The following is a 15,017-nucleotide window of genomic DNA, read 5'->3' as shown; positions in this document are numbered from 1 at the left end:
TCGCGCGCGCCATACCATGCGATGGAATTTCGCGAGGGCGTTTGAAATGTTGTTTGAATGGTGCTGGGCGAGAGGCGGCAGGCGCGCGCCTCACTCTCCGCTGTCATCGTCCGGCGAAGACCGGGCGATCCAGTATTCCAGAGACCGCAGTGATTGAATCGAGAAGCCGCGGCGTACTGGATTCCCCGCTTTCGCGGGGAATGACAGCGGTGGATGTAGCTAGCTCACGCCGGCATCCGGTGCATCGCGCAGATCTTGTTGCCGTCGAGGTCGCGCAAATAGGCGAGGTAGAGCTTGCCGCCGGGGCCCTGGCGGATGCCGGGCGGATCCTCGATCGATTTTGCACCGGCGGCGACTCCGGCCGCGTGCCAAGCCTCGACCTGCTCCGGCGAATTGCAGGCAAAGCCGATCGTGCCGCCATTCGCGCAGGTCGCCGGTTCGCCGTTGATCGGCTTCGACACCGAGAACACGCCGGTCTTGGTGATGTAGAAGATGCGATGGCCGTCGACCCTGGCCGGCCGTACCTCGAGCGTGCCGAGCAGCTTGTCGTAGAACGCCTTGGCCTTGTCCAAGTCGTTGGTGCCGATCATGACGTGCGAGAACATTTTGCCTCCCTCAGAGTTTGTAGCCCGGATGGAGCGTAGCGAAATCCGGGTCTTGCTTGCTTTTGGCCGTCCCGGATTGCGCTTCGCTCCATCCGGGCTACGAGAAAGAAAGATCAGAACGCCGTATAGCCGCCGTCGATCACGAACGTATCGGCGGTGTGATACGACGACGCCTTGCTCATCAGATACACGGCAATGCCCCCGAAATCGGATGCTTCGCCGAAGCGCCGCACCGGAATGCGCGGCATCACGTTGGCGACGAACTTGTCGTTCGCCATGATGCCGGCGGTCATGTCGCTCTTGATCCAGCCTGGCAGAATCGCGTTCGCGGTGACGCCGTAACGCGCCAGCTCGACGCCGAGCGCGCGCACCAGCGCGTTGATGGCGGCCTTGGTCGCCGCATAGTGCTCGTTGCGCGCGGTGCCGAAGATCGAGGCGAGGCTCGAGGTGGCAACCAGCCGGCCGAAGGGATCGCCGGCATTGGCGCGCTCGGTCATGTGCTTTGCCGCGGCCTGGAACGCATGAAACACGCCGTCGAGATTGGTCGCAAACATCGTGCGCCATTCCTCCTCGGTGCGCTCGATGAAGGAGCGCCGGCCGCCGCCGCCGATGCCGGCATTGGCAAAGCAGCCGTCGACCCGGCCGAAAGTATCGAGCGTCGCCTTCATCGCGGCATTGGCAGAGGCCGGATCGGTGACGTCGCAGACGCGGGTGTCGACCTTGCCGGCAAGGCCGGCCAGGCTCGCGGCAGCGCTTCTGTTCTTGTCAGGATTGCGGCCCCAGATCGAGACGTTGCAGCCCTGGCCGGCGAGCGCCTGCGCGATGCCAAGCCCGATGCCGCCATTGCCGCCGGTGATCACGGCGACGCGGCCGGTGAGGTCGAAAAGGTTCATGGCGCGTTTCCTGTTTTGGGGCTGCGGCGCATCAGCCGCTGCGCGCAAGATTGCTTGCTATGCTCTGATCACCATGGACAAGACCGCGCCAAAAATCAAATATGCGCCCCGGCAAAACAAATTCCGGTCTGCGAAACTGACGCAGGCCGGCAACTGACGAGGAAACCATGCAGTTCAAACACGTCACGCTCGATCTCGATGGTTCGGTCGCGATCCTCAAGCTCGACCATCAGGAGGTGATGAACGCAGTCTCCTTGGACATGCTGGGCGGTCTTGCCGAAGCGCTTGATACCATCGAGGAGAAGAGGGACGAGGTGCGCTGCGTCGTGCTGACCGGCGCGGGGCGGGCGTTCTGCACCGGCGCGAATCTCCAGGGCCGCAACAATCAGTCGAAGAAGACCAAGGCCGGCCTGACACTGGAGACCGGCTTTCATCCCTTCCTGCGCCGCATCCGCAACCTGCATTGTCCGATCATCACCGCGGTCAACGGCCCGGCCGCCGGGGCCGGCATGAGCTTCGCACTGCTCGGCGATATGATCCTGTGCGCGCGCTCGTCCTATTTCCTGCAAGCCTTCCGCCGCATCGGCCTCGTGCCGGATTGCGGCTCGACTTGGCTGTTGCCACGCCTCGTCGGCCGGGCGCGCTCGATCGAATTGTCGCTGATGGGCGAGCGGCTGCCGGCCGAGAAGGCGCTGGAATGGGGCCTCGTCAACCGCGTCTACGACGACGGCGTGCTGATGGAGGAGGCGATGAAGCTCGCGCGCGAGCTCGCCAGCGGCCCGACGGTCGCGCTGTCGCTGATCCGCAAGCTCTATTGGGACAGCCCGGAAAATTCCTTCGAGGATCAGCTCAACCTTGAATTCCAGTGCCAGCTCCGCGCCGGCGACACCCAGGATTTTCGCGAGGGCGTCGGCGCGTTCCTGGAGAAGCGGCCCGCGCAGTTCAAAGGCAAATGATCGAGGCGGAGCTTTCACGCAGCGTCCAGCGCTGGTGCAAGGGGGCGACCGGTGTCACCGGCGCGGCAAAGCTCTCGGGCGGCGCCAGCCAGGAAACCTGGCGCTTCGACGTCGTGCATCCCGATGGTCCGATCGGCGCGATCCTGCGCCGCTCGCCGAAGGGCTATGGCGCTGCGCCAACGCGTGCGGCAGGTCTTGCCGCTGAAGCGCAGCTGATGCAGCTCGCATACGAGGCCGGCGTGCCGTCGCCGCGGGTGATGCATGTGCTCACGCCGGAGGACAGTCTCGGCACCGGCTTCATCATGCAGCGGGTCGAGGGCGAGACCATCGCACGCAAGATCCTTCGCGATGACGAGTTCGCAGCCGCACGGCCGCTGCTGGCGCGGCAGATCGGCGGCGTGCTCGCCGGCCTGCACAGGCTGCCGCAGGACAAGCTGCCCGAGCTGCGCAGCCGGGGTGCGACCGAGGAGATCTCTGAGTTCGAGCGCGATTATCGCAGCCTGAACTGGCCAAAGCCCGTGTTCGAGCTGGCGCTGCGCTGGCTGCGCGATCACGATCCCGGTCCCTCGGCCGAGGAGACGCTGGTGCATGGCGATTTCCGCAATGGCAATCTCATCATCGGCGCCAACGGTATCCGTGCCGTGCTGGACTGGGAGCTCGCCCATCTCGGCGATCCCATGGAGGATCTCGGCTGGGTCTGCGTCAACTCGTGGCGCTTCGGCGAGATCGACAAGCCGGTCGGCGGCTTTGGCTCGCGTGAGGAGCTGTTCGCAGGTTATGAGGCCGCCGGCCGCAAGGTCGATCCGGCGCGCGTGAAATTCTGGGAAGTGATGGGCACGCTACGCTGGGGCATCATGTGCGGCGGCATGATGCAGCGGTTCCGCGAGGGGCCCGACCATTCCATGGAGCGCGCCATGATCGGCCGCCGCGCCTCCGAGACCGAGATCGATCTGTTGCGGCTGCTGGCGCCGCGCGGGAGTTGACCATGCAGGACGAACCCACACCGATCGAGCTGACCAAGTCAGTCGCAGATTTTTTGCGCAACGACATCACGCCGCTGATCTCGGGCCACCAGGCCTTCAAGCTGCGCGTCGCCATCAACATCCTCGACCTCGTCACGCGGCAATTGACGCGGGAGGAGGGGAGCGATGCAAGGGAGGTGGAGCGTCTGCGCGCGCTGCTCGGTATGGACGGAACGGTGACTGAACTCAACCGCACGCTCGCCGATCGCATCGCGAAAGGGGAGATGGACCTCGCAACGCCGGGACTCGCCGAGCACCTCTGGGCGACCACGATGGACAAGCTCGCAGTCGATCAGCCGAATTACGCGTCATACAATCGCGAGCTGTCGAGGGGCGGGTAGGCCTCTCCCGTCATTGCGAGGAGCTCGCGACAAAATTGCGGAGCAATTTTGCGCTGATGCGACGAAGCAATCCAGACTGCTTCCGCGGAAAGATTCTGGATTGCTTCGCGGAGCCTGTCATCGGGCCGCGCTTCGCGCGGACCCGTTGGCTCGCAATGACGAGTTTGTGGTACTCGCCATCCAAGCTCTCAGCTGTCATCGTCCGCGCAGGCGGGCGATCCAGTATTCCAGAGGCCGTCGTGCTCGAGCCGGGAAGCCGCGGCGTACTGGATGCCCCGCCTGCGCGGGGCATGACAGCTGTGCTGTGGACATGTCTTTCGCGACGACGGCGCTCCTACTTCCCCACCCATTTCGGCGGCCGCTTCTCCGCGAACGCCTTCGGGCCCTCGATGTAATCCTGCGACGCTGCCATGGCCTTCACCGCCGGATACTCCCGCTGCTCCTCGATCGCCTGCTCCAGCGAGACGCCAAGCCCCTTCTGGATCGCCTGCTTCGAGGCGCGGATCGACATCGGCGAGTTCTTGGTGATCATCTCAGCCCAGCGCAACGCAGCGCTAAGCGCCTCGCCCTGCGGCACCACCTCGTTGACGAAGCCGAGGTCATAGCCTTCCTTGGCGCTGACATGACGTGCGGTCAGGATCATGCCCATGGCGCGCTTGAGCCCGATCTGCCGCGGCAGCCGGTGCAGGCCGCCGGCGAGCGCAGCTAGGCCGACGCGCGGCTCGGGCAGGGCGAAGGTGGCATTCTCCGAGGCGATGATGAGATCGCAGGCCAGCGCGATCTCGAAGCCGCCGCCCATCGCGACGCCATTCACCGCTGCGATGATCGGCTTGTCGCAGTCGAACCGCGAGGTCAGGCCGGCAAAGCCGCCCTTGTCCCAGCCGCGCTTGCCGCCAGCCGCCTGCCACTTCAGATCGTTGCCGGCGCAAAACGCCTTGTCGCCACTACCCGTGACGATTGCGATCCATTGCTCGGGATCGGCGGAGAAGTCGTCGAACACCTTATTGAGCTCGAAATGCGCATCGGTGTGCAGCGCGTTGTAGACCTCGGGGCGCGATAGCGTGACGATCGTGATCGGGCCCTTGCGTTCCACCTTCGAAAATTTCAGCTCCATGATCGCTCCCGCATTTTCTCGTGAAGGAATATTGCCGGCATAGTAGCGCGCGGGTGCACCTGAGCACCATCGAATTGCGCAAGCGCGCCTTGCGCGCCTCACACGTCTCGGCTTGCTTGACTTGGATGCGCTCTTCTCCGCTTAATCATGCGAAGCAAGAATGCGCGTAGCGCCTTAACGCAAAACGAAAAATCATTCCGGGAGAGAGCCCTTGGATTTCTCATTGCCTGCCGATCTCGTCGCCTATCTCGGGGAGCTCGACCGTTTCATCGAACGCGAGATCAAGCCGCTGGAAGAGGCCAACGACAACATCCGCTTCTTCGATCACCGCCGCGAATGGGCGCGCACCGATTTCGAGAATGGCGGCCTGCCACGCCACGAATGGGAAGCGCTGCTGCGCAAGGCCAAGGACCTTGCGGACGCTGCCGGCCATCTGCGCTTTCCGGTGCCGAAGCAATATGGCGGCAAGGACGGCTCCAATCTCTGGATGGCCGTGATCCGCGAGCACTTTGCCGCAAAGGGTCTCGGGCTGCACAACGACCTCCAGAACGAGCATTCCATCGTCGGCAATTTCCCCGTCGTCACCATGCTCGATCGTTATGGCCGCGACGACCAGAAGGCGATGATCGACGACTCGATCAAAGGCAAGTACCGCATCACCTTTGGCTTGACCGAGCCGCATCACGGCTCGGACGCGACCCACATGGAGACACGTGCGGTGCCGGCGACCCGCGACAACGTCAAGGGCTGGATCATCAACGGCGAGAAGATGTGGACGACCGGCATGCATGTCGCCACGCATTGCGCGCTGTTTGCGCGCACGAGCGGCAATGATGGCGATGCGCGCGGCATCACCTGCTTCCTGGTGCCGGCGAAGAGCCACGGCATCAAGGTCGAAGAGTACATGTGGACCTTCAACATGCCGACCGATCATCCCCGCGTCAGTTTTACTGACGTGTTCGTGCCTGAGGATGCGCTGTTCGGCGAGGTCGGCCGCGGCCTGTCGCTGGCGCAGTGCTTCGTGCATCAGAACCGTATCCGGCAGGCCGCGAGCTCGCTGGGCGCTGCCGTCTACTGCATCAACGAGAGCGTGAAGTACGCCCGCGAGCGCAAGCCGTTCGGCAAGGCGCTCGCGGAAAACCAGGCCATCCAATTCCCGCTGGTTGAGCTCGCCACGCAGGCCGAGATGCTGCGTCTTCTGATCCGCAAGACCGCCTGGGAGATGGACCAGCTCACCGAGGAGCAGATCGAGCGCACGCTCTCCGACCGCGTCTCGATGTGCAACTACTGGGCAAACCGCCTCTGCTGCGAAGCCGCCGACCGCGCTATGCAGGTTCACGGCGGCATGGGCTACTCACGCCACAAGCCGTTCGAGCACATCTACCGCCACCACCGGCGTTACAGGATCACCGAGGGCAGCGAGGAGATCCAGATGCGCAAGGTGGCGGGGTTTTTGTTCGGCTATATGGGGCCGGGGAAGCATTAGCTTCCTGCGGCGCTCTCTCTCCAACGTCGTCCCGGCGAAGGCCGGGACCCATACCCCAGGACGCAGTTTGAGGCGAGATTGCAACCGCCGGTCTTCGCCAAACCACGTTCGGTGGGTATGGGTCCCGGCCTTCGCCGGGACGACGATAGGAGAGAGCCGTGGCTAATTCACCCTTCGGTCCTTCCCCGCCCAATACGGCTCGCGCAATTGCCGCCGCAAGATCTTGCCTGATGGATTGCGCGGCAGCGTCGGCAGAAACTCCACGCTCTTCGGCGTCTTGTAGCCGGCGATGCGCTCGCGAGTGAAGTTGATGATGTCGGTGGCACTCGCCTGCCTGCCGGGCTTCATCACCACGACCGCCTTCACCGCCTCGCCCCATTTGTCGTCGGGCACGCCGATCACGGCAGCTTCCGCGACATCGGGATGATCGCACAACGCACTCTCGACCTCGGCCGGGTAGATGTTCTCGCCGCCGGAGATGATCATGTCCTTGATGCGGTCGTGGATGTAGAGATAGCCGTCCTCGTCCATGTAGCCGGCATCGCCGGTGCGCAGCCAGCCGTCGGAACAAAGCGTCGCGGCGGTCGCCTCGGGCAGGTTCCAATAGCCGGCCATGTTCGAGCCGGAGCGCGTCGCGATCTCGCCGACCTCACGCGGCGGCAGTGGCTTGCCGGCCACGTCCAGGATCGCGATTTCGACGCCCGGTAGCGCCTTGCCGGCCGAGCGCATCCGCTCCAGACCCTCGACATGGTCTTCCGGCGGCAGCGCGACGATCGTGCCCGTGGTCTCGGTCATGCCGTATAGCTGCACGAAGCCGCATTTGAAAATCTCGATGCACTCCTTCAGCAGCGCCGCTGGTATCGGCGAGGCGCCATAGAGCATGTATTTCAGGCGCGAGAAATCGACCGTCCTGGCGCGTGGCTGCCGCACCACGAACTGCATCGCCGCCGGCACCATGAACAGCTTTGTGATCCCCGACTGCTCGAAGAAATCCAGCACTTTTGTTGGATCGAACTCGCGCGCGATCACGCCGCGGGCGCCGTGATAGAGCCCCATCACGCCCCAGCCCGAACCGCCGATGTGGAAGACCGGCATCGCCACCAGCGAGACATCGTCGATCGACCACCGGTTCCACTCCGGCTTGTCTTCGGCATTGCCTGACTGCACCAGGTTGAGGAAGTTTGCGTGCGACAGCATCGCGCCCTTCGGCTTGCCCGTCGTGCCCGACGTGTAGAGCTGGATCGCGATGTCGCGGGTAGCGATCGGCACCTTCGGGTTCTCACCGCTCTGCGCATCGCGCCAGGCCGCAAAATCCGTCCATTCCAGCGCGCCGCCCTCGGTGGTGATGATTGTCCGTACGCTCGGTAGCTTGTCCTTGATCTGGCGGACGAGCGTGATGAACTCCGGCCCGACGAACAGCACCGGCGCCTTGCAGTCCTCCACGATGAACGCGACCTCGGGTCCCGCGAGCCGCCAGTTCACCGGCGCCATCACCACGCCGGCCTTCATCGCGCCCATCAACAGCTCGAAATAGAAGTCGCTGTTCTTGCCGAGATAGGCGATGCGGTCGCCCTTCTTCACGCCCATCGCGATCAACGCGTTGGCGACTTGGTTCGTCTTGATATCGAACTCTGCAAAGCTGGTGAGCCGACCCTCGAACTCGTAAGCGATGGCGTCGCCGCGGCTTCTCGCGCGCTCGCGCACCATGTCGGCGAGGTCAGCCAATGGCTGTGTGGTCATGTTTCTCCCGTCGTGTCTTGTTTTTATGCGGGGAAGTGTGGCGTCATCCGCGGGTGAAGACAAGGTGGGAAGCCTCGCTGTCGTCCCGGCCTAGTGCGCAATTGCGCACGGGGGCCGGGACCCATAACCACTGCAATTTGGCGAAGACTGGTCATGACCAATCTTTCCCAAACAAGATGCGGAGCGTATGGGTCCCGGCCTTCGCCGGGACGACGGCGGAGCGTTTAGCTATATCTTCAAACTTCTCCTTACAAAGCGTTCACCCCCGCTTCGCCCGGTCCTTCTCGTTCTGCGCCATGATGCTCTCGCGCGCGGCTTTCCAGTCGTCGTCGCTCCAGTCGCGGAGCTGATAGAAATTGCCGCCCATCGCGAGCGCCTGCGCGCCGTCCATGGCGATGGTTTCGCCATTGATCCAGTCGCAGCCGCCGGAGATCAGGAACACTGCGAGGTTCTGCAGTTCCTCCATGGTGCCGACGCGCCCCATCGGGTTCATCGCCTTGGTGCGCGCGCCGGCTTCATCACCGGGCTTGATGCGCTTGCTCATGCCTTCGGTCGGGATTTCGCCCGGCGCGATGGTGTTGAGCCGGATGCCGTAGCGGCCCCATTCGGTAGCGAGCGACATCGTCATGGCGTGGATCGCCGACTTGCTCATCGCCGATGGCACCACGTAAGGCGAGCCGTTGCGCACCCAGGTCACGGTGATCGAGACGACGTTGCCGGGCTGCTTCAAGGCGATCCAGCGCTTGCCGATCGCATGGGTGACGTAGAACGTGCCGTGCATGACGATGTTGGCGACCGCATCGAAGCCGCGCGGCGAGAGCTCCTCGCTGCGCGAGATGAAATTGCCGGCGGCATTGTTGATGAGGTCGGTGAGGGGACCGTCGCGAAAGATGGTCTCGATCATCTCCTCGACCGCGAGCGCGTTGCGGATGTCGACGCTGTGGCTGCTGACGCGGCCGCCATAGAGATCCATCAATTCGGTCGCGGTCTCGTCGCAGACGATCTTGCGCCGGCCGCAGATGTGCACCTCGGCGCCGAGCTGGAGGAACCGCGCCGCCATCGACTTGCCAAGCCCAGTGCCGCCGCCGGTGACGAGAATGCGCCGTCCGGCCAGAAGATTTTCCTTGAACATGGCTGTTTCTCCCGTACGGATTGTCAGTTAATTGGTCGATTGACTAAATCCGGCCGCCAGCTTCGTGTAAAGCGGCACCGAACAAGAACAGGGGAGAATTCATCCATGGAAGAGCGCGTCTCGATCTCGATCTCGGAAGGCATTGCCGACGTGCGCCTGGTGCGCGCCGACAAGATGAATGCGCTGGATCAGGCCATGTTCGAGGCCCTTGTCTCTGCAACCGAGCGGCTTTCGAAGGACAAGAGCGTGCGCGTCGTCGTGCTGTCCGGCGAAGGCCGCGCCTTCTGCGCCGGCCTCGACATGGGGCGTTTTGCCGCCATGAAGGAGAAAGGTGGTAACGGAATTCCGGGTGGCGAAAATCGTGACCTCACCAAGCGCACGCATGGCCAGGCGAACTTTCCGCAAGCCGCGGTATGGGGATGGCGCCAGCTTCCGGTGCCGGTGATCGCGGCCGTGCACGGCGTCGCTTTCGGCGGCGGCTTCCAGCTCGCGCTCGGTGCCGACATGCGGTTCCTCTCGGCGGATGCGCGGATGTCGGTGATGGAGATCAAATGGGGCCTCGTCCCTGATATGGCGGGCACGCCGATCCTCGCCTCGCTCGTGCGCGACGATATCTTGCGCGAGCTTACTTACACCGGGCGCATCTTCTCCGCGCAGGAGGCGATGACCTACGGCCTCGCCACGCGCATCTGCGACGACCCGCGTGCCGCCGCATTCGAGATCGCGCGCGAGATCGCCGGCAAGAGTCCCGATGCCATCCGTGCCGCCAAGCGTTTGCTCAACAATCTCTCGGTCGATCCGGGCCCGGCGCTGCTCGCCGAATCCGTCGAGCAGCAGAAGCTGATCGGCAGCGCGAACCAGACCGAAGCGGTGCGGGCCAATCTGGAGAAGCGCGCGCCGAAGTTTGCGGATTGATACGGCCCTCATCCCGAGGAGCCGCGAAGCGGCGTCTCGAGGGATGGGCCACGGGCTCTCATGGCTCGAGACGGCGCTTCGCGCCTCCTCACCATGAGGGTCAACTCCAACCAAAAAGAAGAACAACAATGAGCGAAACGTCCCACTTCCTCGGCATCGTCTCCGGCAACCGTCGTCGCCCCCACGCCGAAATCGCTGACCGTGCCGACCGCATCGCCTCCGGCCTCGCCAAGCTCGGCGTCAAGCCGGGCGATTGCGTCTGCATGCTGATGCGCAACGACATCGCCTTCCTGGAGGCCGCCTATGCCGCGATGCGGTTGGGCGCCTATGGCGTGCCGATCAACTGGCATTTCAAGCCGGAGGAGATCAGCTACATCCTCGGGGATACCGGCACGTCCGTGCTGATCGGACATGCCGACATGCTGCACGCCTTGCGCGATGCGATCCCCAAAGGCGTCACCGTGCTCAGCGTACCGACGCCGCCGGAGATCCTGTCCAACTTCAGGATTGATCCCGATCAGTTGGCGACGCCGGACTTTGCGATCGATTTCGAGTCCTGGCTCGCGCAGCACCAGCCTTATGATGGCCCGGTCGTGCCCCAGCCGATGAACATGATCTACACCTCGGGGACGACAGGCCATCCCAAGGGCGTCCGCCGCAATGCGCCCAGGCCGGAGCAGCAGGCCGCCGGCGAACGCATGCGCGCCATGATCTACGGGCTCAAGCCCGGCGCCCGCGCGCTGTTGCCGGGCCCGCTCTATCATTCCGCACCGAATTCATTCGGCATCCGTGCCGGCAAGCTCGGCGGCGCGCTGGTGCTGATGCCGCGCTTCGAGGCCGAGGAGTTTTTGCAGCTGATCGAGCGCTGCAAAATCGACACCATCTTCATGGTGCCGACCATGTTCATCCGCCTGATGAAGCTGCCGGAGCAGGTGCGCAAGAAATACGACGTCTCCTCGCTGCGCCACGTCATCCATGCCGCCGCGCCATGTCCGGCCGACGTCAAGCGCGCCATGATCGAATGGTGGGGGCCGGTGATCCACGAATTCTACGGCTCGACCGAATCCGGCGCCGTCACCTTCGCAACCTCAGAGGACGCGCTGAAGAAGCCCGGCACGGTCGGCAAGATCTCGCCCGGCGCCGAGTTGCGCTTCCTCGGTGAGGACGGCCGCGTGCTGCCTGCCGGCGAGATCGGCGAGATCTTTTCCCGCATGCCTGATATGGCCGATTTCACCTATCACAACAAGCCGGAGAAGCGCGCCGAGATCGATCGCGACGGCTTCATCACCTCCGGCGACGTCGGTTATATCGATGAAGAGGGTTACGTCTTCATCTGCGACCGCAAGCGCGACATGGTGATCTCGGGCGGCGTCAACATCTATCCGGCCGAGATCGAATCCGTGCTGCATGCCGTCCCCGGCGTGCACGATTGCGCGGTGTTCGGCATCCCCGATGCCGAGTTTGGCGAGGCGCTGATGGCAGTGATCGAGCCGCAGGCCGGCGTCGCGCTCGATCCCGCCGATGTCCGCGCGCGGCTGAAGACGTCACTCGCCGATTACAAGGTGCCCAAGCACATCGAGATCCGCTCGGGATTGCCGCGCGAAGACTCCGGCAAAATATTCAAGCGCCGTCTGCGCGATCCCTATTGGGAGCAGGCGGGCCGGAAGATCTGAGAGAGAACACGTAGTGCCGCAGGGCGGGCAAAGCGGAGCGTGCCCACCAGGACGGTCGCAGGTATTGATCGTGGGCACGGCGCAAACGCGCCTTTGCCCACCCTACGAGATAACGGATGGCGAAACAGCGCGACCCGAAATTCGAGGGGCGGTAGCCGGTTGCGCCAATCGGACTGTCTTAGCGGCGACAGATTTCGAGCCTATATAGACGTGGTCATCCACGACCGGATCATCCCATGGCCCCCGTTTCCATCCTGCTCAACCTGCTCTGGATCCTGATCGGCGGCGCCTGGATGGCGTTCGGGTGGCTGGTCGCTGCGATCATCATGGCCATCACCATTATCGGTCTGCCCTGGGCGCGGGCGGCGTTCAATATCGCGGTCTACACGCTGCTGCCGTTCGGCTCGCGGGCGGTCAGCCGCTATGAGGTCACCGGCATGAGCGATATCGGCACCGGTCCGCTCGGGGTGATCGGCAACATCATTTGGTTTCTGCTCGCCGGCTGGTGGCTGGCGCTCGGCCACCTCGTGACCGCGCTGGTGCTTGCCGTGACCATCATCGGCATCCCCTTTGCCTGGGCCCATCTGAAGCTTGCGGGCATCGCGCTCTGGCCGATCGGAAAGGTGATCGTGCCGGCTTAGGACGTGCGTACCCAGAAAGATCAGGACTATCGCATTTCAGGCGGTCTTCCCGCGGCGCATCCTTCGAGACGCCCGCCCCTGGCGGGCCCTCAGGATGAGGGCGGAGTGTGTGGCAGTAGTTTCTGCGGGAGCCGATGCCGTTCAGCCTCATCCTGAGGGACCGCGAAGTGGTCGTCTCGAGGGACGAGGCGTGCACTCAGATCGCTCGAAAGGCATATGCGATAGCCCTGCCACAAACGCGGACTCTTCGCCGGCAGAGCGGAAATCGCCCATCACTGGCGGCTTATGACCAGGGCGGACTTTCGTTGAACAGGCTTGCCTGCATCCGTTTGGCTATATTAGTTTCTGGATCACTCATTCGAAAGATCCGCGCATGACCAATCGCGCGGATCTTGCGCAACGTCGCGGTGCTTGGCCAGAAGATTATGTGGACGTTCTTAACCGGCCTGTGTCTTTTCGTCGGGCTTGCCGTGGTAGCGCTATGGCTCGGGCAAGGGGCCAGACGGCGTTTCCCGTAGGCCTATACGACCGTCGATAAAATCGTTTCCAGTATCGACCTCCTCTTCATCATAGCCGTGTTTCTTGTGGTGTTTTATATGACACGTTGAACACGGTCGCGGCTCGTAGGATGGGTAGAGCGCCAGCGAAACCCATCAATCCCTCCGCCTGTGACGAAGCATGATGGGTTTCGCAAGGGCTCAACCCATCCTACGTGCTACGTGCTAGATTTGCTCAGCTTGAGTTCTTCGCATTCTGACCCGCGGCCGACATCACTCCTCCGGCCCCCGGCGAGCCGCATTGAACTCGCCAGCTCCGCTCGCCATGTGTGGGAGACAGCTTGGAGCAGACAATGAAGAAGCTTTTCACCTGTGTGGCGATCGTGGGCTGGCTGATCGCCTTCCACTCCGTCGCGCAAGCCCGCTCTGCATTCGACGGCGCCTGGGACCTCATTTTCGTGACGCAAAGAGGACCTTGCGATGCGACCTATAATTTCACCGTCAACATCACCAACGGAATAGTTACACATCCGAATTTAGTCAGGTTCAGAGGCTATGTGGCACGTTCCGGCGCAGTTCGGGCGTCGGTGACAGTTCAGGACAAATTCGCCTCCGGCTCAGGTAGGCTCTCGAGCAATTTTGGCCGCGGGACGTGGAGCGGCCATTCAGGAAACGCGCGCTGTTCTGGCTACTGGACCGCACAGCGCAGTTGAGGGCGTTGAGCCAAGGCCGGAGGTCGCCCGCAGGGCGCAGAGCGGTAGGATGGGTAGAGCGCCAGCGAAACCCATCAATTCCCGCCTGTGACGCAGCGTGATGGGTTTCGCAAGGGGCTCAACCCATTCTACGTGCTGCTCGGCCGCCCTTCGCCCCCAATCCCTCGCGCTGCCCGACGGGCAAAACACGCCACATGCAGGTCAAGGGACAGGGCCACAAAATATTCTGATTGACCGAATTCGTGCTTTCGGGTAAACCGCAAGGCATCCCGGCCCGTCAAAGGGACGTTTCGCGATCGTCACGATACGTAGGCCGGGATGCGATGGACGCGGTAGCGCCGGCGCGTGACGAGGTGGCAGGGCGGGCTACGCCTGTGAGCCATCGCGATCCGCGCGATCGACACGGCGCGGTCACAGCGTTTCCTTTCGGCTTCGGGGGCGAGCACGCGCGAGCTTCCGAATGTTTGGGAGGGACGTCCGCGGCGGCAAAAGCGTGTGGTCCTGACGCCCGGGGTCTGTGCGTCAAGGCTTGCGGTGGTGAAGCGGCCCGACCGGGTGCGCGCATCGATCATCCGCAAGGCGACGGGGGCAATAGTGCATCGCTCCCCGGGGAGAGCGCGCCATAAGCCGTAAAACCGTTGCGCAGGGAAGGCCGGGATGTCCCGGCGTCACCTGTGGTCACCCCGCGTGCGTTTCTCGCGTGCGGACCCTGGGTGCCAGCCGGCGCCCGGCCTTCCCTGCGCCCTTTCTTCTCGACGAGGGCGAAACGGACAGCAAAGCTCGGGCGAATTCAGCCGCGAGAAGGCGAAGGCATGTCTGCGGTTGAAATCTGCGTTAGAGAGTTGCGATGCCGCCCCTTGCTCCGTCATTGCGAGGAGCTCGCGACAAAATTGCGAAGCAATTTTGCGCTGATGCGACGAAGCAATCCAGAGTTCCTCCGCGGAAAGATTCTGGATTGCTTCGCTACGCTCGCAATGATGGGATGGACGGCCCCCGAACGGCATCGGTGTGCCAGACTGGTGATGTTGAATCGAACCAGACAAAGGGAGCCGTCCATGACGAAGATTAGCACGATTGGGGTTGATCTGGCGAAGAACGTTTTTCAAGTCCACGGGATTGACGCGTCGGGAGCTGTGGTGGTGAGGCGCCAGCTCAAGCGAGCCTCGGTCGAGAAGTTTTTCGCACAGTTGCCGCCGTGCCTGGTGGGCATGGAGGCTTGCGGCAGCGCTCATCATTGGGCGCGCGTGATCGGCCGGTATGGCCACGAGGTGCGGTTGATGCCACCGGCT

The 15,017-nt window shown here is 63.4% G+C and carries 14 protein-coding genes and 1 pseudogene; 10 read left to right on the top strand and 5 right to left on the bottom strand.

The features are described from left to right. Positions 1-224 precede the first annotated feature (224 nt). Both BLV07_RS35760 and BLV07_RS35755 read right to left on the bottom strand, forming a co-directional pair. Positions 225-605, bottom strand: coding sequence for a VOC family protein (locus tag BLV07_RS35760; protein WP_091895255.1), 381 nt, complete (start codon positions 603-605; stop codon positions 225-227). A 113-nt stretch (positions 606-718) separates the two neighbouring features. After that, on the bottom strand, positions 719-1,498 hold the full coding sequence (locus BLV07_RS35755; protein WP_091895253.1) for an SDR family NAD(P)-dependent oxidoreductase: 780 nt from the start codon (positions 1,496-1,498) through the stop codon (positions 719-721). On the opposite strand from BLV07_RS35755, the gene BLV07_RS47950 reads away from it, so the two are divergent. Genes BLV07_RS47950 through BLV07_RS35740 form a run of 4 tightly spaced genes read left to right on the top strand, consistent with a single transcriptional unit; the run spans position 1,497 to position 3,817 of the window. Then, on the top strand, positions 1,497-1,655 hold the full coding sequence (locus BLV07_RS47950) for a hypothetical protein (RefSeq protein WP_176945974.1): 159 nt from the start codon (positions 1,497-1,499) through the stop codon (positions 1,653-1,655). The two genes, BLV07_RS35755 and BLV07_RS47950, sit on opposite strands and share 2 nt — an antisense overlap. Positions 1,656-1,665: 10 nt before the next feature. Beyond that, positions 1,666-2,454, top strand: coding sequence for an enoyl-CoA hydratase/isomerase (locus tag BLV07_RS35750; RefSeq protein WP_091895251.1), 789 nt, complete (start codon positions 1,666-1,668; stop codon positions 2,452-2,454). Then, positions 2,451-3,437 (top strand): phosphotransferase family protein, encoded by a 987-nt coding sequence (locus BLV07_RS35745; RefSeq protein WP_091895249.1) that lies wholly within the window; start codon positions 2,451-2,453, stop codon positions 3,435-3,437. The genes BLV07_RS35750 and BLV07_RS35745 overlap by 4 nt, the downstream gene beginning before the upstream one ends. Positions 3,438-3,439: 2 nt before the next feature. Then, the gene (locus tag BLV07_RS35740; RefSeq protein ID WP_091895247.1) at positions 3,440-3,817 is read left to right on the top strand and encodes a DUF6285 domain-containing protein; all 378 of its coding nucleotides are present in this window, start codon (positions 3,440-3,442) and stop codon (positions 3,815-3,817) included. Positions 3,818-4,151: 334 nt separating this feature from the next. Here BLV07_RS35740 and BLV07_RS35735 read toward each other — a convergent pair whose 3' ends face one another. Further along, positions 4,152-4,931, bottom strand: coding sequence for an enoyl-CoA hydratase-related protein (locus BLV07_RS35735; protein WP_091895244.1), 780 nt, complete (start codon positions 4,929-4,931; stop codon positions 4,152-4,154). A 211-nt stretch (positions 4,932-5,142) separates the two neighbouring features. Between BLV07_RS35735 and BLV07_RS35730 the strand changes: the two genes are divergently transcribed. After that, complete coding sequence (locus BLV07_RS35730; protein ID WP_091895240.1) at positions 5,143-6,417, top strand: acyl-CoA dehydrogenase family protein; 1,275 nt, start codon at positions 5,143-5,145, stop codon at positions 6,415-6,417. 162 nt (positions 6,418-6,579) lie between these two features. On the opposite strand, the gene BLV07_RS35725 is transcribed toward BLV07_RS35730, so the two are convergent. Together BLV07_RS35725 and BLV07_RS35720 are read right to left on the bottom strand one after the other, a co-directional pair. Beyond that, a complete protein-coding gene (locus tag BLV07_RS35725) occupies positions 6,580-8,157 on the bottom strand; it encodes a fatty acid--CoA ligase (protein WP_091895239.1) in 1,578 nt (525 codons plus the stop codon). A gap of 259 nt (positions 8,158-8,416) precedes the next feature. Next, the gene (locus BLV07_RS35720) at positions 8,417-9,289 is read right to left on the bottom strand and encodes an SDR family oxidoreductase (RefSeq protein ID WP_091895238.1); all 873 of its coding nucleotides are present in this window, start codon (positions 9,287-9,289) and stop codon (positions 8,417-8,419) included. Positions 9,290-9,394: 105 nt separating this feature from the next. Between BLV07_RS35720 and BLV07_RS35715 the strand changes: the two genes are divergently transcribed. The 5 genes and pseudogenes from BLV07_RS35715 to BLV07_RS35695 all read left to right on the top strand — a co-directional run. Next, complete coding sequence (locus BLV07_RS35715) at positions 9,395-10,204, top strand: crotonase/enoyl-CoA hydratase family protein (RefSeq protein ID WP_091895237.1); 810 nt, start codon at positions 9,395-9,397, stop codon at positions 10,202-10,204. A gap of 128 nt (positions 10,205-10,332) precedes the next feature. Further along, the gene (locus BLV07_RS35710; RefSeq protein ID WP_091895236.1) at positions 10,333-11,877 is read left to right on the top strand and encodes an acyl-CoA synthetase; all 1,545 of its coding nucleotides are present in this window, start codon (positions 10,333-10,335) and stop codon (positions 11,875-11,877) included. A 236-nt stretch (positions 11,878-12,113) separates the two neighbouring features. After that, positions 12,114-12,518: a YccF domain-containing protein gene (locus BLV07_RS35705; protein WP_091895233.1), complete on the top strand. Its 405-nt coding sequence runs from the start codon at positions 12,114-12,116 to the stop codon at positions 12,516-12,518. A gap of 850 nt (positions 12,519-13,368) precedes the next feature. Continuing rightward, positions 13,369-13,728, top strand: coding sequence for a hypothetical protein (locus BLV07_RS35700; protein ID WP_091895416.1), 360 nt, complete (start codon positions 13,369-13,371; stop codon positions 13,726-13,728). A gap of 1,055 nt (positions 13,729-14,783) precedes the next feature. Continuing rightward, positions 14,784-15,017 (top strand): annotated as a pseudogene (locus BLV07_RS35695) (IS110 family transposase); the annotation flags it as partial.

The organism is Bradyrhizobium sp. Rc2d, assembly GCF_900099855.1.
GTDB lineage: Bacteria > Pseudomonadota > Alphaproteobacteria > Rhizobiales > Xanthobacteraceae > Bradyrhizobium.
This window is presented reverse-complemented; position numbering and strand designations above follow the sequence as displayed.